General features: G+C 67.8%; 18 protein-coding genes. 13 read left to right on the top strand and 5 right to left on the bottom strand.

The window, feature by feature from the left end:
- Entirely contained in the window at positions 1-813 is an 813-nt protein-coding gene (locus ACR80S_RS14380; protein WP_435403617.1) for an alpha/beta fold hydrolase, read from the bottom strand.
- Positions 814-1,084: 271 nt separating this feature from the next.
- Here ACR80S_RS14380 and ACR80S_RS14375 point away from each other — a divergent pair, with 271 nt between their 5' ends.
- The 5 genes from ACR80S_RS14375 to ahpF all read left to right on the top strand — a co-directional run bounded on the left by ACR80S_RS14375 (position 1,085) and on the right by ahpF (position 6,322).
- Positions 1,085-2,278: a zinc-binding dehydrogenase gene (locus ACR80S_RS14375; RefSeq protein WP_435403616.1), complete on the top strand. Its 1,194-nt coding sequence runs from the start codon at positions 1,085-1,087 to the stop codon at positions 2,276-2,278.
- Positions 2,275-3,330 carry a proline racemase family protein gene (locus ACR80S_RS14370; protein WP_435403615.1) on the top strand — a complete coding sequence of 352 codons (1,056 nt, stop codon included), beginning with the start codon at positions 2,275-2,277 and terminating at the stop codon, positions 3,328-3,330. Before ACR80S_RS14375 ends, ACR80S_RS14370 begins: the two co-directional genes overlap by 4 nt.
- Before the next feature lie 185 nt (positions 3,331-3,515).
- Positions 3,516-3,920, top strand: a complete 405-nt coding sequence (locus ACR80S_RS14365; RefSeq protein ID WP_435401549.1) for a ribonucleotide reductase subunit alpha — start codon at positions 3,516-3,518, stop codon at positions 3,918-3,920.
- 118 nt (positions 3,921-4,038) lie between these two features.
- Positions 4,039-4,602 carry an alkyl hydroperoxide reductase subunit C gene (gene ahpC, locus ACR80S_RS14360; RefSeq protein ID WP_435401548.1) on the top strand — a complete coding sequence of 188 codons (564 nt, stop codon included), beginning with the start codon at positions 4,039-4,041 and terminating at the stop codon, positions 4,600-4,602.
- Between the two features lie 163 nt (positions 4,603-4,765).
- Positions 4,766-6,322 (top strand): alkyl hydroperoxide reductase subunit F, encoded by a 1,557-nt coding sequence (ahpF, locus tag ACR80S_RS14355; RefSeq protein WP_435403614.1) that lies wholly within the window; start codon positions 4,766-4,768, stop codon positions 6,320-6,322.
- Positions 6,323-6,427: 105 nt separating this feature from the next.
- Here the strand turns inward: ahpF and ACR80S_RS14350 are convergent, their stop codons facing one another.
- Both ACR80S_RS14350 and ACR80S_RS14345 read right to left on the bottom strand, forming a co-directional pair.
- Complete coding sequence (locus ACR80S_RS14350) at positions 6,428-6,793, bottom strand: DUF6164 family protein (RefSeq protein ID WP_435401546.1); 366 nt, start codon at positions 6,791-6,793, stop codon at positions 6,428-6,430.
- Positions 6,794-6,816: 23 nt separating this feature from the next.
- Positions 6,817-7,392: a peptidylprolyl isomerase gene (locus ACR80S_RS14345; protein ID WP_435401545.1), complete on the bottom strand. Its 576-nt coding sequence runs from the start codon at positions 7,390-7,392 to the stop codon at positions 6,817-6,819.
- 267 nt (positions 7,393-7,659) lie between these two features.
- Here ACR80S_RS14345 and ACR80S_RS14340 point away from each other — a divergent pair, with 267 nt between their 5' ends.
- The 8 genes from ACR80S_RS14340 (at position 7,660) to ACR80S_RS14305 (ending at position 16,613) form a co-directional block, all read left to right on the top strand.
- Positions 7,660-9,651, top strand: a complete 1,992-nt coding sequence (locus ACR80S_RS14340) for a heme lyase CcmF/NrfE family subunit (protein ID WP_435403613.1) — start codon at positions 7,660-7,662, stop codon at positions 9,649-9,651.
- On the top strand, positions 9,648-10,238 hold the full coding sequence (locus tag ACR80S_RS14335) for a DsbE family thiol:disulfide interchange protein (protein ID WP_435403612.1): 591 nt from the start codon (positions 9,648-9,650) through the stop codon (positions 10,236-10,238). Before ACR80S_RS14340 ends, ACR80S_RS14335 begins: the two co-directional genes overlap by 4 nt.
- A complete protein-coding gene (locus tag ACR80S_RS14330; RefSeq protein ID WP_435403611.1) occupies positions 10,235-10,723 on the top strand; it encodes a cytochrome c-type biogenesis protein in 489 nt (162 codons plus the stop codon). Before ACR80S_RS14335 ends, ACR80S_RS14330 begins: the two co-directional genes overlap by 4 nt.
- A gap of 18 nt (positions 10,724-10,741) precedes the next feature.
- On the top strand, positions 10,742-11,623 hold the full coding sequence (gene ccmI, locus ACR80S_RS14325) for a c-type cytochrome biogenesis protein CcmI (RefSeq protein WP_435401541.1): 882 nt from the start codon (positions 10,742-10,744) through the stop codon (positions 11,621-11,623).
- Between the two features lie 25 nt (positions 11,624-11,648).
- Positions 11,649-12,416: a Crp/Fnr family transcriptional regulator gene (locus tag ACR80S_RS14320; RefSeq protein WP_435401540.1), complete on the top strand. Its 768-nt coding sequence runs from the start codon at positions 11,649-11,651 to the stop codon at positions 12,414-12,416.
- A gap of 168 nt (positions 12,417-12,584) precedes the next feature.
- Entirely contained in the window at positions 12,585-14,198 is a 1,614-nt protein-coding gene (locus ACR80S_RS14315) for a cytochrome D1 domain-containing protein (RefSeq protein ID WP_435403610.1), read from the top strand.
- Between the two features lie 166 nt (positions 14,199-14,364).
- Positions 14,365-16,032, top strand: a complete 1,668-nt coding sequence (locus tag ACR80S_RS14310; protein ID WP_435401538.1) for a NapC/NirT family cytochrome c — start codon at positions 14,365-14,367, stop codon at positions 16,030-16,032.
- Between the two features lie 14 nt (positions 16,033-16,046).
- Positions 16,047-16,613, top strand: a complete 567-nt coding sequence (locus ACR80S_RS14305) for a hypothetical protein (protein ID WP_435403609.1) — start codon at positions 16,047-16,049, stop codon at positions 16,611-16,613.
- Between the two features lie 104 nt (positions 16,614-16,717).
- Here ACR80S_RS14305 and ACR80S_RS14300 read toward each other — a convergent pair whose 3' ends face one another.
- Positions 16,718-17,290, bottom strand: a complete 573-nt coding sequence (locus tag ACR80S_RS14300; RefSeq protein ID WP_435403608.1) for a hypothetical protein — start codon at positions 17,288-17,290, stop codon at positions 16,718-16,720.
- A gap of 26 nt (positions 17,291-17,316) precedes the next feature.
- Positions 17,317-17,649 carry a hypothetical protein gene (locus ACR80S_RS14295; RefSeq protein ID WP_435401535.1) on the bottom strand — a complete coding sequence of 111 codons (333 nt, stop codon included), beginning with the start codon at positions 17,647-17,649 and terminating at the stop codon, positions 17,317-17,319.
- Positions 17,650-17,811 lie beyond the last annotated feature (162 nt).

Below are 17,811 nucleotides of genomic sequence, written 5' to 3'. Positions count from 1 at the left end.
TCAGCGGTCGTTAACGGTCAGGCAGCCCCGCAGCACCCAGGCCAGGGTCTCCGGATCGGTGAGCTGCGGATAGTGGCCGGCGGTCTGCATGACCACCAAGTCGCCGTCGGGCAGGGTCTCGGCCAGGTACTCGGCCGCCTCCATCGGGACGATAGCGTCATGGGCGGTCTGCACGATAACGCTGGGTGTGGTCACTCGGGGAAGCAGGTGACGGGTATCGCCGAAGAAGATGCTGCGCGCCAGGGGACGCAGCACCTCCGGGGGCACGGCGAGCAGCCGTTGCTGCAGGTCGTGCCGGTGGTTCGGCGTGCCCGCATCGCCCAGGGCAACCGTGGAGAGGGTGCCGGCCCAGTCCAGATAGTTCTGCTCCATCAGTTGCATCAGCCCCTCGAGCTCTGCCTCGCTGTAGCCGCCACGATAGTGGGGTGGCTCATCCAGGTAGCGGGCCGAGCTGCATATCAGGCACAGCTTGCGAAAGGTGCCGGGGCGCAATAGAGAGGCCATCATGCCGATGGTGCCGCCGATGGAGTGGCCCACCATCATCGCTCCCTCGAGATCGAGCTCCTCGCACAGGGCGGCCACGTCCTCGGCATGACCCGCGGGGTCGCCATGTCGACCGGGATCGAAGGCGGCGGGATCGGCGGCGCCGAAGCCCGGCAGATCCAGCAGGATCAGGCGGTAGTGGGCCTCCAGGCGCGGCAGCAATCGGCTCCAGGCCGTCTGGTCACAGCCGAAGCCGTGGATCATCACTACCGGAATGATGCCGCGTCCATGGCGGGTCACGTTGAGCTGCTGGGTCAGGTTGCGGGTCATGGTCGGGGCTGGTGGCGTGGCTATCAGTCTCAGGGTAGCGCATCGGAGGTGCTGATTGCGCACCGGGCCCCGCGCCAGACGGGGCGCGCCGAAAGAATCGCACCCCGCGGGCCTCAAGAACAGAAAGGATGGGTAGCCGGAATGCCGGGCGGCTCCTCGGTCAGCCCAGGGGGCTTCTGCTATCGTCTCGCTCAGCATTCACGCTTTCGGCCTCCTGCCGCAAGCCCTGCAAGTAACCCCTGAAAGTAAGCCCAGCAAAAGGAGGCAGCAGATGGCAAGCGATACCCCCGCCACGACCGTTCCCGACACCATGTCCGCCATGCTGCTGATCGGGCATGGCGATATCGACAGGCTGGTCTACCGTGATGACGTGCCGACCCCGCAGCCGGGACCCGGCGAGGTGCTGGTGCGGGTCACCGCCACCGCCAAGAACAACACCGACCGCAAGGCCCGAGAGGGACTCTATCCCGTCAAGAAGGGCCAGGTGACCTCCTTTGCCATGGGCGGCGAGCCGACCCTGACCTTCCCCCGCATCCAGGGGGCCGATATCGCCGGGCGCGTGGCGGCGGTAGGCGAGGGCGTCGATCCCTCGCGGATCGATGAGCGCGGCCTGCTCGACTTCAATCTCTACGCGGATGCCCGCTGCGACATCAACCTGACCCCGGACTACTACGGCCACGGCGCCGATGGCGGCTTCGCCGAGTATGTGGCCGTGCCCGCCGACCAGTTTCACGCCGTGCCCAATTCGGAGCTTGCCGATGCCGAGCTCGCCGCCATGGGCATGTGCTCCTACCAGACCGCCTACCATATGATGACCTCGGCCGGGGTGAAGGCCGGCGAGCGCATTCTCGTGACCGGCGCCAGCGGCGGGGTGGGCACTGCACTCATCCAGCTCTGCCGCATCGTCGGGGCGATTCCCTATGCGGTGAGCCAGCCGGAGAAGGCCGCGGCGCTGGAAGCGCTGGGTGCCGAGGCGGTGATCGACCGCGGCGACCTGCAAAGCTTCGTCGAGCGGGTGCTCGACGCCACCGGTGGCGCGCCCATCGACGCGGTGATGGACCTGGTCGGCGGCGAGATGACCGATCTGTTCATCGACACCATGATCCACGACATGAAGGCCCGCGCTACCTACCCGCGTCTCTCCATCGCCGGGGCCAGCGGCGGCAACATCAGCGAGATCCTCTGGACGCGCATCTACCTCTACCAGGTGCAGATTTTCGGCGTCTCCCATGGCACCCGGGAGGAGGCCGAGCAGCTGGTCGAGTGGATCCGTGCTGGCCGGCTGAAGCCGGTGCTCCACGCCGCCTTCCGGCTCTCGGATCTGCACGCAGCGGAGCGCTATTTCGTCAGCCGAGGCAGCAATTTCCTGGGCAAGATCGTGATCGTCCCCGATAGCCAGTGGGAGGCGCACGGCGCCCCCTTCGCCCTCGCCCCTGTCTCCTCGACCCTGGAACCTCGCTCATGAATCAACCGCTGACCGCCCGTCCGCTCACCTTCCAGATGATGGACACCCACGCCGGCGGCGACGTCAGCCGCATCGTGCTCGGCGGCATCGAGCCGCTGCCCGGCGACACCGTGCGCGCCCAGATGCAGTACCTGCGCGACGATGCCGACGGCCTGCGCAAGCTGCTGCTGTTCGAGCCCTACGGCATCCCCGAGATGTCGGTGGACCTGATCGTGCCGGCCACCGACCCCGAGGCCGCGGCCGGCTACATCATCATGGAGGTGATGGGCTACCCGATCTACTCCGGCTCCAACACCATCTGCACCGCCACCGCGGTGCTCGAGGCCGGCATCGTGCCCAAGCGGGAAGGGGTGCAGCACTTCGCCCTGGAGGCCCCGGCGGGGCGGGTGAAGATCGAGGCACGGGTGGAGAACGGCGTGGTGGAGGCGATCACCTGCGAGGGGCTGCCCAGCTACATCGACACCCATCGCGCGACGATCCAGGTGCCGGGCCTGGGCGAGGTGACCTACTCCGTGGCCTACAGCGGCGGCTTCTATGCGCTGGTGGACGCCACCGAACTGGGCTTCGGCCTGACCCTGGACGAGGAACGTGGGCTGGCCGACTGCGCTCACCGGATCGTCGAGGCGATCCAGGCCGAGCGGGGCTTCTCCCACTACACCCTGGGCGATGTGGGCCCGCTCCCCTTCCTGCACTTCATGGGCCCGGTGGAGCCGGTCGCCGATGGCTTCTACCGCTCGCGCTCCACCACCTACGTGCACCCGGGGGTGATCTGCCGCAGCACCACCGGCACCGGCACCTCGGCGCGCCTGGCGCTGATGAACCACGAGGGGCGCATCCGCCCAGGTGACCGGCTGGAGACCGTCTCCCTGCGCGAGACCGGCTTCATCGGCACCTTTACCGGCACCCGCCAGGAGGGACCCCACGCCGTGGTGGAGAACACCATCACCGGCAAGGCCTATGTGCTCGGCCACACCGAGGTGGTGGTCAACTGCGACGACCCCCTGGTGGCCTGCGACGGCCTGCACCATATCCTTACCGCCCGCCAGGGCTGAGGCGCACGCACCGAGGGGCGCCGGGGACAAGTCGAAGGGGAGGGTAGGCTTGTCGCCGGAACAGCCCCGAGCAATCCTTGACCCCGCCACCTAGACTCGGCCGGTATGCCCGCCAGCCCCTTGAGCCCCCGCGCGAAAGGGGGCAGGCTGGCGCTCATCCATCACGCTTTCGCCCCGGAGGCCCCTTGGCCATCACCAACTTTTCCGACCTGATCAACGAGGCTCGCCTGCAGCCCGATGCCCAGCGGCTGCTGTTCGTCTTCACCCGCGCCGAGTTGCCGGACAACCCGACCCCCGAGCAGCGGCAGAAATTCGAGCAGGGCGAGGGCGGCGTGCTGACCCCGGCGCTGTGCGTCGACAAGGCGCCGGAGGAACTCAGTGATATGGCCGCCCTGGTGGCGGAATCGAAGGAAACGGGCATCGAGTGGGACATCGTCTTCGTCGGCGCCCTCTCCGGCCACGGCGGCGAGGCACCGAGCGCGGAGCAGGCCGAGGCCCAGCTCCAGCGCATGGTGGAGTCGCTGAAGATGGGCAACGTCGAGGCCTTCCTGGCGCTGGATCGCCAGGGCCAGGCGGTGCAGATCGGCTGATAGGGTTGAGTTATCGGGTCCATGCCACCATTCAATTTACGCTATCGGGCGATGCGGGCTACCATGCGTCCCGTATCCGAGCCATTCCTTATACCAAAGTCGAAAGGAGCATGACCGAATGTCCCTGCTGAACACCGAAGTCAAGCCGTTCAAAGCGACCGCCTACCACAACGGCGAGTTCGTCGATGTCACCGAGGAGAGCCTGAAGGGGCAGTGGAACATCTTCTTCTTCTACCCGGCCGACTTCACCTTCGTCTGCCCCACCGAACTGGGCGACCTGCAGGACAAGTACGCAGAGCTGAAGAAGATGGGCGTCGAGGTCTACAGCGTCTCCACCGATACCCACTTCACCCACAAGGCCTGGCACGACAGCTCCGAGACCATCGGCAAGCTGACTTACCCGATGCTGGCCGACCCGACCCTGAAGATCTCACGCAATTTCGAGGTGCTGATCGAGGAAGCCGGTCTGGCCGACCGCGGCACCTTCGTGGTCGACCCGGACGGCAAGATCCAGATCGTCGAGCTGAACGCCGGCAACATCGGCCGTAACGCCGAGGAGCTGCTGCGCAAGGTCAAGGCCGCCCAGTACGTTCGCAACAACCCGAACGAAGTGTGCCCGGCCAAGTGGGAAGAAGGCGAAGCGACGCTGTCTCCGTCCCTGGACCTGGTCGGCAAGATCTAAGCGCCCCTGCTGCGAGGCCCCGTCCCGCGCCTCGCCGCCCCCCCACCCGGGCAGCCCTGCCCGGGTGTTTCTCCCCTTCACAAGACTGTCTTCGGCGACGCCCAGTGGCGCTCGCGCGGCCTCCTTGTGACCCCGATTCGCGAACATGAAGGAACCCGCTGTCATGTTGGACGACAATCTGAAAAGCCAGCTCAAAGCCTATCTGGAGAAGGTCACCCAGCCGTTCGAGATCGTCGCTTCCCTCGATGACGGCGCCAAGTCGCAGGAGCTGCACGGTCTGCTGACCGACATCACCGCCCTGAGCGACAAGATGTCCCTGCGTACCGACGGCCAGGACGTGCGTCGTCCCTCCTTCGCGCTCAACCGCATCGGCGAAGAGACCGGTGTGGTCTTCGCCGGCATCCCCATGGGTCACGAGTTCACCTCCCTGGTGCTGGCGCTGCTGCAGGTGGGCGGTCATCCGCCCAAGACCAGCGACGAGGTGATCGAGCAGATCCAGAGCCTCGAGGGCGAGCTGCACTTCGAGACCTACTATTCGCTCTCCTGTCAGAACTGCCCGGACGTGGTCCAGGCGCTTAACCTGATGGCGGTGCTCAACCCGAACATCAGCCACGTGGCCATCGATGGCGCCCTGTTCCAGGACGAAGTCGAGGAGCGTCAGGTGATGTCGGTGCCCAGCCTCTACCTCAACGGCGCGCCCTTCGATCAGGGCCGCATGAGCCTGGAGCAGATCCTCGCCAAGGTGGACACCGGTGCCGCCAGGCGCGAGGCTACCAGGCTCAACGACAAGGCCGCCTTCGACGTGCTGGTGGTGGGCGGTGGCCCGGCCGGCGCGTCGGCGGCGGTCTATGCCGCCCGCAAGGGCATCCGCACCGGCGTGGCCGCCGAGCGCTTCGGCGGCCAGGTGCTCGACACCCTGGCCATCGAGAACTTCATTTCCGTGTCCCACACCGAGGGCCCCAAGCTGGCCGCGGCGCTGGAGGAGCACGTCAAGGAGTACGAGGTCGACATCATGAACCTGCAGCGTGCGGTCAAGCTGGTGCCGGCCACTCAGCCGGGCGGCGAGCACGAGGTGCAGTTCGAGTCCGGCGCGAGCCTGAAGAGCAGGACGCTGATCCTGTCCACCGGCGCCCGCTGGCGTGAGATGAACGTGCCCGGCGAGGCCGAGTACCGCAACAGGGGCGTGGCCTACTGCCCCCACTGCGACGGCCCGCTGTTCAAGGGCAAGCGCGTGGCGGTCATCGGTGGCGGCAACTCCGGCGTCGAGGCGGCCATCGACCTGGCCGGCATCGTCGGCCAGGTGACGCTGATCGAGTTCATGGACGAGATGCGCGCCGATGCGGTGCTGCAGAAGAAGCTCAAGAGCCTGCCCAACGTCGACATCCTCCTCGGCGCGCGGACCACCGAGGTGAACGGCGACGGCACCCGCGTCAACGGCCTCACCTTTGAAGAGCGCGCCAGCGGCGAGAGCAAGCGCCTCGACCTGGAAGGCATCTTCGTGCAGATCGGCCTGGTACCCAACACCGAGTGGCTCAAGGACTCCCCGGTGGAGCTGTCTCCGCGAGGCGAGATCATCACCGACGCCCACGGCACCACCAGCGTGCCTGGCATCTTCGCCGCCGGCGACGTGACCACCGTGCCCTACAAGCAGATCATCATCGCCATGGGCGAGGGGTCCAAGGCCGCCCTCGGCGCCTTCGACCACCTGATCCGCAGCTGATCGGCGGGTCCCGGCCTCTACTGCCTGGGCCCCCGCCCATCGCGACGACGCCCCCGCCGGCATGGCCTGCGGGGGCGTCGTTGTTTTCAGGCCTGCTTCGCGGCGTCAGTCGATCAGGCGCAGGAAGGGCAGCAGGGTGATGGCCAGGATCACCGCTACCGCGACGGCGACCAGCAGCATCCGCACGGGATGGTGCAGCAGGCGCTTCCACAGCGTCGGTGCCTCGCCGCGCTCGGCCAGGTCGTCGCGCTCCTGGCGAACCCGCTCGGAGAGGTCTTCCTGGTAGGCGTCTAGCGCTTCCCGGGCCGCATCAAACTGGTCCTCGTCGCGCAGCCAGATGGCCGCCACGCCGAGCCCCCAGAAGCCGGCCCGGGTCTCGTAGGTATCGAAGCCCCGCGCCTCGAACAGCGCGCGCACCTCCTCGGCCTCGGCCTCGGGCACGTTGCCCAGCCGGAACAGCAGTCTTGCCACGTCGTGCTCCTTGCGCGGATGGGTCAGGGCAGCTCGGCGCGCTCGATCACCACCGGCTCACGGGGCACATCCTGGAAGGGGCCGCGGCTGCCGGTGGGCACGCGGCGGATGGCGTCGACCACCTCCATGCCCTCCACCACCTGGCCGAACACCGCATAGCCCCAGGTCTGGCCGGACTGGGGGCTGACATGGTCGAGAAAGCCGTTGTCGCCCACGTTGATGAAGAACTGGGCGGTGGCGGAGTGGGGGGCGCCGGTGCGGGCCATGGCCAAGGTGCCGCGGCGGTTCTTCAGGCCGTTGTTCGCTTCGTTGGTGATCGGGTCGCGGGTCGCCTTCTGGCGCATCTCGGCGTCGAAGCCGCCGCCCTGGACCATGAAGCCGTCGATCACCCGGTGGAAGATGGTCCCGTCGTAGTGTCCCTCCTGCACGTAGGTGAGGAAGTTGTTGACACTCTCCGGGGCCTCGGTCTGGAACAGCTCGATGCCTATGGCGCCGTGGCTGGTGTGCAGGATGATGTCAGGGGTGGCTTCCTGTGCATGGGCGGCGGTGAAGGGCAGGGCGGCGGCGAGCAGCAGGGCGGGCATCAGCAGATGTTTCACGGGAGGAGTCACCAGGGTCAGGAAATCAGACCCCAGCATAAGGCCCCGCCGCGGCCCTGTCAGCGTCCGTCTGTCGCGGGCGATGAGCCAGCGACCGGCAATGTTTGACATGGGTCACAGGCCGGACCGAAAAGAGGTATCTAGTATAGATCTTATGGAGGGATTCCCCGACCATCCCTTGCATGGGGGTCGGCGCCAGCCGCCGGCCCGGTGAATCCAGGCTCGGCCGTGCGGCCGGGTGTCACCCGCGGCGGGAGGGTGCAGCAGATGGTGGCGGAACTCGGTAACTTTGCGCTGATCCTGGCGCTCTGCCTGGCACTGATCCAGAGCGTGCTGCCGCTGGTGGGCGCCGGGACCGGCAGCCTGCGGCTGATGCGCACGGGGCGCTTCCTGGCCAGCGGCCAGTTCGTCTTCCTGGCCATCGCCTACGGGGTGCTCACCTGGGCCTTCCTGGCGAGCGACTTCAGCGTGCGCTACGTGGCCAGCCACTCCAGCCTGGCCCAGCCGACGATGTACAAGGTCACCGCAGTGTGGGGCGGCCACGAGGGGTCGCTGTTGCTGTGGGTGCTGCTGCTCGGGGCCTGGGGCCTGGCGGTGGCGCGCTTCAGCCGTTCGCTTCCCCGCGAGATGCTGGCCCGGGTGCTGGCGGTGATGGGCATGATCTCGGTGGCCTTCATCGCCTTCACGGTGTTCACCTCCAACCCCTTCGATCGCATCGTGCCCGGCCCCATGGACGGCCGCGGCATGAATCCGCTGCTCCAGGACCCAGGGATGATCCTGCACCCGCCGCTGCTTTACATGGGCTATGTGGGCACCGCGGTGGTCTTCGCCCTGGCCATGGCGGCGCTTATGGGCGGTCGGCTGGACGCCGCCTGGGCGCGCTGGTCGCGGCCCTGGACCACGGTGGCCTGGGTGTTCCTCACCCTGGGCATCGCCATGGGCTCCTGGTGGGCCTACTACGAACTGGGCTGGGGCGGCTGGTGGTTCTGGGATCCGGTGGAGAACGCCTCCTTCCTGCCCTGGCTCACCGCCACCGCCCTGCTGCACTCCCTTGCGGTGTCCGAGAAACGCGGCGGCCTCAAGGTATGGACCCTGATGCTGGCGATCATCACCTTCGCGCTGACCGTGCTCGGGGCCTTCATCGTCCGCTCCGGGGTGATCACCTCGGTGCACGCCTTCGCCACGGACCCGGACCGCGGTGTCTTCCTGCTGGCCATGCTGGCGGCGACCCTGCTCGGCTCGTTGACCCTCTACGCCTGGCGGGCGCCACGGGTCGGCCTCGGCGGCGGCTTCCACTGGCTCTCCCGGGAGTCGCTGCTGTTGGCCAACAACGTGCTGCTTACCGTGGCCTTCGCCGCGGTCTTCATCGGCACCCTCTACCCGCTGGTGCTCGACGCCTTCGGGCTGGGCAAGATCTCCGTGGGCCCCCCCTACTTCGATACCGTGTTCGCGCCGCTGATGCTGCCGCTGCTGCTGCTGATGGGCCTCGGCCCCACGGTGATGTGGAAGCAGTCCAGCCCTGCCGAAGTGGTGCGCCAGCTGCGCTGGGTGCTGCTGGCCAGCATAGTGGCCGGCGGCCTCTGGCCGCTGACCCTGGGCGCCTGGCGTCCGCTTACCGCGCTGTCGCTGATGCTGGGCAGCTGGATCGTGTTCACTGCGGCCCTCGATATCCGCAAGCGTCTGGTGGGTCGCCAGCCCCTGGCCACCCGGCTGCGCCGTGTGCTGCGCCCGAGCTTTCTGGGCATGCACCTGGCCCACGTGGGGCTGGCAATGGTGGTGGTCGCCATCGCCATGGTCAATACCTACGAGGTGGAGCGCGACGTACGCATGCAACCGGGGGAGACCTCCTCGGCGGCAGGCTTCGACTTCACCCTGCTGCGCATGGAGGAGGTCCGCGGCCCCAACTACGACGCCGACCAGGCGGTGGTCACGGTGACCCGTGACGGCCGCCCGGTGGCGACCCTGCTTCCCCAGCGTCGCTACTACGACACCCAGCCCCAGAACCCCATGCACCAGGCCTCGCTGCATCGCGCGGCGACCCGGGACGTCTATGTCTCCCTGGGCGAACGGCTGGTGGGTGACGCCTGGAGCTTCCGGCTCTACTACAAGCCCTACATGGCCTGGATGTGGAGCGGCGCCCTCCTGCTTGCCTTGGGCGGTCTGCTGGCGGCCTGTGACAAGCGCTACCGGCTGGCGAAGCGCCGCGAGCGCGCGCCGGGGCCGGCAGTGGAGGTGAATCGCGAGGTGACCGCCTCATGAAGCTCAAGCTGCTGATTCCGCTGGTGGCGGTCGTGTCCCTGCTTGGCCTGCTGCTGCTGGGCCTCGGGCTCAACTCCCGCGACCTGCCCTCGCCGCTGGTGGGCCAGCCGGCCCCAGCCTTCACGCTGGAGGCCCTGGAGGATCCGAAGGAGATCCTCACCGAACAGGACTTCATCGGCGAGGTGGCGCTGGTCAATGTCTGGGCCACCTGGTGCAGCACCTGCCGCGCCGAGAAGCCCCTGCTGATGGAGCTGGCCCGCGGCGGCATCCCCATCCACGCCTTCAACTACCGCGACGAGCGCGAGGCCGCGCTGCGCTACCTGGAGATGACCGAAAGCCCCTACCGCACCATCGCCTATGATCCCGCGGGCGATGCCGGCATCGACTGGGGCGTCTACGCCACGCCCGAGACCTATGTGCTCGATGCCGACGGCGTCATCCGCTACAAGCGCATCGGCCCTCTCACCCGCCAGCTGCTCCTCGACGAGGTGCTGCCTCTGATTGAAAAGCTGAGGGCCGAGACACCGAGAGCGGAGCAGCTCAGAGCGGAACCATCCAGAGCCGACCAGGCGGGGAGGGCGTCATGAGCCGCTGGTTGACTGTCGTTCTGGTGGCCCTGGCCACCCCCCTGGCATTCGCCCTGCTGCCGGCCGGGCTGGCCCTGGCGCTGGCCATCGGCGAGCCGATCGAGTTCGAGAGTGAGGCCCAGCGCCTGCAGTACGAGACCCTTACCCGGGAGCTGCGCTGCACTGTGTGCCAGAGCGAGACGATCCACGAATCCAACGCCGAGCTCGCCGCCGACATGCGCCGGCGGGTCTACCGGATGACGCTGGACGGCGTGTCCGCCGAGGCCATCGTCGACTTCATGGTGGCCCGCTACGGCGACTACGTCCGCTACCGGCCGCCGTTTCAGGCCAACACCGCCCTGCTGTGGGCCAGCCCCTTCCTGCTGTTTTCCGGCGGCCTGCTGGTGTGGTGGCAGGTGATGCGCCGGCGTGCCCGGCCCGATGATGAGCCCCAATTCACTGACCAGGAGCGTGCGGCGCTTGAGCGCCTGCGCCGTGGCGACTGACCCCGGAGGTACGACGAGATGAATGGCGTCTTCCTGCTGTTGGCCCTGGGCTTGTGCCTGCTGGCCCTGGCCTTCGTGCTGATACCGCTGCTGCGTGAACCCCGCACTGCCGGCCCCGACCGCCACGAGGTGCTGCTGGCGGTGCATTGCGACCGCGTCGCCGAGCTCGACCAGGAGCTGGCCGCGGGCACCCTGACCGCGCAGCGCTACGCCCGCGCCCTGGCCGACCTGGAGCGCGAGCTGCTCGACAGCGGCGTGCTGGAGGCCGGCCCCGACGTCGGCGGCGAACGCCGCGGCCAGCGCCGCCTGGCCCGCATCGCCGCCCTGGCCAGCATGGCCCTGCTGCCCTTCCTGGCGGTGGGCACCTACCTCTCGGTGGGCTACAGCGAGGAGGTGTTTGCCGCCCGGGCACCGGCCGGCCAGGCGATGCCGCCACCCCCGCAGGACGAGCCCAGCGACGAGGAGATGGCCCGCGAGTTCACCCGCCTGGTGGAGGGGCTACAGCTGCGCCTGGCTCAGGATCCGGCCGACCTCCAGGGCTGGGTGCTGCTGGGGCGGACACTGACCTTCCTCGACGAGTTCGAGGCCGCAGGTCGCGCCTTCGGCGAGGCGCTGCGCCACGGCGGGGACCGCGACCCCGAGGTGCTGGTCCGCTATGCCGATGTGCTGGCCGAGCTCGAGGTGGGCCTGTCAGGGGAGCCGACGGGGCTGATCGAGCGGGCACTCGCCATCGACCCCGAGCACGTCCACGGGCTGTGGCTGGCCGGCACCCGGGCGTACCAGGATGCGGCCTTCGATGAGGCTCGCGGCTACTGGGAGCGGCTGCTGGCGGTGCTGCCGGCGGAATCTCCCGAGGCCGAGGTGATCCGCGGCAACCTGGCGGAGCTGACGCAGCGCTAGGCGAGAAAGAGTTCAGGAGGCCGAGATGACCGTTCGCTTCACCCCGGAGACCCTGCGCACGCTGCGCCAGGTGCCACTGTTCACCGGCCTCGCCGACGACACCCTGACGCTGCTGGCCCGGGGCGCCCACGAGCGCTGCTGCCCCCGCGGCACCCGGCTGTTCGCCCAGGGGGAGCCCGCGGATCGCTTCTACGTGGTGCTCGATGGCTGGGTGAAGCTCTACCGCGACAGCCCCGACGGCAGCGAGTGCATGGTGGGGCTCTTCACCCGCGGCGAGTCCCTCGCCGAGGCGGCGATGTTCGATCGCCAGGGCTTTCCGGTGAACGGCGGTGTCGCCGAGGATGCCCGGCTGCTGGTCTTTCCGGCGGAGCCCTTCCTGGACACCCTGCACAAGCACCGCGGCCTGACGCTCAACCTGCTGGCCAATCTCACCGGCATGCTGCGGGCGCTGGTGCTTCAGCTGGATCAGCTGACCAACCAGTCGACCCACCAGCGGCTGGCGGCTTTCCTGCTCTCGCTGTGCCCGGCTGATGCCCCCCGAGCCACCGTCAGCCTGCCCTGCGACAAGATGCTGATCGCCGGCCGCCTGGGCATGAAGCCGGAGAGCTTCTCCCGGGCCATGGCGCGCCTGCGGGCCTTCGGCGTGCGCTGCGAGCGCAACTGCGTTCATCTGGATGACCTGCCGGCGCTGTGCGCCTTCGCCCGGGGCGGCGAGTCACGCCCCCTTCCCGCCTGCCCCGGCCTCAACGGCACCCGGGCGTCAGGCGGCGTTTCTTCACGACCCATGACATAAGTCAACGCTCCGGTGTGCCACTTGACAGTGGTCAAGTGAGAAAAGAAGTAGAACTGCTACTACTTATTGGCAGGTGGAGGGTGTCTCCCCGGGTTGTCGATCGCCGACCCGGGCCACGTGAGGCTCTCTCCAGACCCTACCCCACGGGGAAACAGAGCGAGGCACGTTATGCAAAAGAATGCACTGAGCAAGGGGATCTTCGCCCTCAGCTTCCCGCTGGCCGCCATGATGGCGGGTGGCGTGCAGGCTGAGGTACCGGAGATGTCGGCCGATGAGCTGGACCGAGCCGGCGATATCTACTTCTCCCGCTGCGCCGGCTGCCACGGCACCCTGCGCAAGGGCGCCACCGGTCCCAACCTGCTGCCCGAGACCACCCTCGGGCTTGGCCAGCGACGCCTGGAGAGCATCATCACCTTCGGCACCGAAGGCGGGATGAACAACTTCGACGGCATCCTCGACGAGGAGGAGATCGAGCTGATCTCCAAGTACATCCAGCAGACGCCGGAAGAGCCGCCGGAGATGTCCCTGGCCGATATCCGCGAGACCTGGAAGATCGTCGTTCCCCAGGAAGAGTGGCCCAGCGAGCCCCAGCACGAGCGCAATTGGGAAAACTTCATGGTCACCATCCTGCGTGACCGCGGCGCCATGGGCATCATCGACGGCGACACCAAGGAGCTGGTCACCGAGGCCGAGACCGGCTACGCCGTGCACGTGGCCAAGGAGAGCTCCGATGGGCGCTTCTGGTACGTCCAGGGCCGCGACGGCCGTCTCTCCAAGATCGACCTGTGGATGGATCCGCCCCAGGTGACCGCCGAGGTGTTCATCGGCATCGACGCCCGGGACGTGGCCGTCTCCCACTACGGCGAGTGGAAGGACAAGTACGTCATCGGTGGCGCCTACTGGCCGCCCCACTTCGTGATCGCCGACGCCGAGACCATGGAGCCGCTCAAGGTCGTCTCCACCCGCGGCTACGACACCGAGGGCAACTACGTCCACGAGGCCCGCGTCGCGGCGCTCTACAACACGCCCCACGCGCCGAGCTTCCTGGTCAACGTCAAGGAGACCGGCCAGGTCTGGCAGGTCGACTACAGCGATCTCGATAACCTGCGCATCGAGCAGATGGAGACCTCCGAGTTCCTGCACGACGGCTTCTTCGACCCCACCGGGCGCTACTTCCAGATCGCCGCCAATTACAACAACAAGATGGTGTTCGTCGACACCGAGACCCGCAAGCGCGTGGGCATGCTGGAGACCGGCATGATTCCCCACCCGGGCCCCGGCGCCAACTGGGATGATCCCGAGTGTGGCCCCGTAGCCGGTACCACCCACCTGGGCGAGGGGCGCATGACCTTCTGGGGCAACGACCCCGAGGGACATCCGGACCAGGCCTGGGAGATCTGCGGCAGCGTCGAGACCGACGGCCCCGGCCTGTTCGTGCGTAGCCACCCGGAGTCCGACAACGTCTGGATCGACCAGGCGATGCACCCGGAGGCGGACGTCAACCAGTGGGTCATGGTCATGAACAAGGAGACCCGCGAGCTGACCCCGATCCACGTGGCCGATCGTCCCGCCGAGCATGACGCCGTGGCGGTGCACATGGAGTACGACCAGACCGGTACCGAAGTGTGGGTCTCCATCTGGGCCCGCGGCCGCGGCCACCAGGATGACGGCGCCATCATCATCTACGACGACAAGACCCTGGAAGAGAAGGCCCGGGTCGAGAACCTCAACACGCCCACCGGCAAGTTCAACGTCTACAACCGCAAGAACCACGTCGGCTGAGCCGAACGGCCGGAGCGCCTGGGGGCGCTCCGACCTCTTTTCCAGCCATTCATGCCTTCCCGAAAGCAGGACGCCGGAGTGGCTGGGCAAGGGGCCGGGCACCATAACGAATGCAAGGCATCGCGAGAGCAGATACCTGCTGTCATGACATTTTCGGGAGACTGACATGGTGAGGGAGCGACTGCGCAACTGGCGCAAGATCACGATCATGGGGGCGTCGCTGGGGGCCGTGGCGCTCTTCTTCGTGGCGGGGATCATCTTCTGGGGCGGCTTCAACACCGTGATGGAAGCCACCAACAACATGAAGTTCTGCAGCTCCGCCTGTCACGAGATGACCTGGGTCTACGAGGAGTACGAGGACCGACCCCACTTCCGGAACCCCACCGGGGTGGGCGCCGAGTGTTCGGACTGCCACGTGCCCGACGCCTGGGGGCCGAAGATGATCCGCAAGATCCAGGCCAGTCGCGAGGTGTGGCACTGGATGCTGGGCACCGTGGACACCAAGGAGAAGTTCGACGGCAAGCGGCTACAGCTTGCCGAGAACGTCTGGCGTTCCATGCTACGCACCGATTCCCGCGAGTGCCGCAATTGCCACGACTGGTCCGCCATGGACCTGGAGCAGCAGCCGGCCCGCGCCGCCCGCGAGCACGCCCGGGGCTTCGAGCAGGGCCAGACCTGCATCGAGTGCCACCAGGGCATCGCCCACGAGCTGCCCGAGGCCTGGGACGAGTCTCCCGTTTGGGCGGCCCGCTTCGAGCATGACACCGAGGCCGACCTGGACCGTGGCGAGCCGGCCATGCCGCTGGAGGCCGAGCAGCTGGGCGAGGCCGTGGCCGCCGAGGGCGATATCGCCTCCGGCCTTGCCTGGGACGAAGTTCCGGCACTGGACGTGACCCTGTTCCTGCCGGGCCAGGCCTCCATCGAGTGGATCCAGGACGGCAGCGAGCATGGGGGCGGTCGCGCCTTCAGCTTCGGCGATCGCTGCATCTGGTGCCACCAGGACGAAGAGGCCGACATCGGTGCCCTGGCAACCGGCGCCGAGAAGATCGAGACCTACGACCTGGGCGACAAGCGCGGCCACATCCCGATGACCGTGCAGACCGCCTTCGATGACGACTACCTCTTTATGCGCTTCCAGTGGGAGGACGCCGAGCACGCGCCGCTGCCCTTCGTCGATGGCGGCATGATGGACCCGGAGAACGAGACCAAGCTGACCGTGAGCTTCGCCGACGATCGTGTCGACATGGCCGACCGCGGGGGCTGCTGGGCAAGCTGCCACCACGATTCCGCCTACATGCCGGACGCCCCCGAGGCGGAGGCCCTGGCACAGAGCGAGCTGGCCGAGCGCCTCGACCTGATGAGCGGCAACGGCGTGACCAAGTACCTCACCGAGAGCCGTACCGAGGTGGAGGTGCGCGGTCGTCGCGGCGCCGCCCGCGGCGGCTGGGACAAGCTCAAGGAGAGCGAGGAAATCGACGAGCTGTTCGGCGGCGGGGTCTACCTGGACATGGCCCGCTACAAGAGCGGCAGCGAGCGCACCGAGTCCGGCTACATCCTCGACGAGCGCCACTTCAGCGACAGCGAGGCCGTGGTGTTCAGCGCCGGCAAGGAAGACGGCGTCTGGACCGCCTTCCTGACCCGCGCGCTGAGCACCGGTACGCCGGGCGACAAGCCGCTGGCCCTGGACGGTAAGTACAACGTCAACTTCGCGCTCCACGATGACCACGCTGCCTCGCGCTTCCACCACGTCTCCTGGCAGTTCGGCCTGATGTTCGGTGCCGACGAGGTGGACGAGGAGATGGTCGAGATCAACGCCACGCGCATCGAGCGCTGAAAGAAGGAGATGGAATGAGCCAAGCGAGGCAACGCCGCGGCTGGATCGGCGCCCTGGCGCCGGCCCTTATGCTGATCGGCGGGACGGCCCTGGCCGCCCCGGCCATCACCGGCTACGGCAGCGTGGAACTCGGCATGTCCCCCGACGAGGTGCGCGAGCGCCTGACCGGGGATGGCGTCACCGAGGTGACCGAAGCGCAGACCGCCGACGGCGATCTGCTGATCGACGGTCGACTGGGGGGAAGTCCGGCGCCCGGCGATCCGGCAGTGGAAACCGACCTGCGCTATGTCTTCCCGGCGGGCAGCGAGCGCCTCGCCCTGGTGGTGGCATTCCACCCCGAGGTGGCCGACCACGCCGCGGTGAAGGCCGAGCTCACGGCCCAGTACGGCAAGCCCTGGGAGGAGGAGATAGCCGAATGGTGGTTGGAGCAGCTGGCCGACGGCATGCCCGAGACCCCGCTGGGTTTCTCCGCCTGGGGCGGTGACGAGCAGCAGCGCCACCGCTTCGTTCGGCTGTGGACCTTCGAGGAGTATCTCACCGTGGAGACCCTGGACACCCGGCTGCTGTCCGGCCGGGAGTAATGTAGCTACATGACCCCAATCGGCCGCCTTCATCGCCTGTGGAGCGAGGGGCGGCCCTTTTGATGGGGTGCGCGGCGCGCGGCGCGGGTCAGACCCTTCTCGCGTCAGTCGGTATCCCTCAGGCACTGGCGCCGGGCGCGATCCATGGCCTCGGCGGCACCCTCCAGTGAAAACACCATGAACCAGGGGTCGTCCTCGGCGCGCATCATCCGCAGGCGCAGGGTCTCGCCACGCCGCATCTCCTCCAGCAGCAGTGCCGGTTCCTCCAGCAGGAACTGCACGTAGAAGCCGCTGTCACCGCGCTCGGTGATGAACTCCGCCGTCCCGCTGTGGATGGTCTCATGGTCCACCCGGAGGTCGCCCGGTACCCGGTTGGCCACCCGGCTCTCCGCCTGGCGCTCGCCCAGGTCGACGCGCAGCTCCAGCCAGGGCCGCTCGCAGGCCGCGGGAGTGACGTTGACGCTGAACAGGGAGTCGCTGTAGCTGCTGGCCTCCAGGGCGCGGTAGTGACGCTCCTCGCCCAGCACCAGGGTCAACGACTGCCACTGGCCGTGGGCCTCGGCATCGAGAGTATTGTAGACGGCGGCCGTGGCGCTGGTCTGGGGCAGCAGCGTGGCCAGCAGCAGGGGCGCGGCGACGGACAGGGCAGGTTTGAGCCTGGACTTGGGCTTTGACATGAACTTTGACATGGGCATGGGCGGGCTCAGTCGAAATCGCGGCTGGGCAGCAGCCAGCCGTCGCCGGGGCGGTGGCCGGCCTGCTCCGCCTGCTGGTACTGGGCCACCATCTCGTCGGTGATGGCGGCAAGGGCCTCATCGATGCCGGCATGGTCGTCGCTGTTCTCGAAGGAGGGCTCGGCCTGGAGGGGGGTCTGCAGGTAGTGGCTCTGCTCGCAGGTGACACGCTCGCTGCCTGCCTCTCGGTAGCAGCGGATGCGGATCGGGGTGGAGATCTCGCCGAGCTGGAAGATCATCTCGCTGACCAGAAAGCGCTGCTGATGGATCAGGGGGTGGCGCAGGGCGGCCGGGGTGTCCATGGGCATGGCTCTCCTGAGGGATCCGTCAAGGCTCGCCCGGAAGGGCGTTGCGGTCAACATAGCACCCGGCCCAGAGGGGGAAAAGGCCAATACCTTGATCTGGATGCGTTGTCGGACTCGGCAAACTACCCCATGCTTCATCCTCAAAGAGGTTTTCCGGAT

Origin of the sequence: Halomonas salsilacus (genome assembly GCF_051216275.1) — a bacterium.
Classification (GTDB): Bacteria; Pseudomonadota; Gammaproteobacteria; order Pseudomonadales; family Halomonadaceae; genus Halomonas.
The sequence above is the reverse complement of the archived record's forward strand: the minus strand, read 5'-3'. Positions and strand labels throughout refer to the sequence as shown.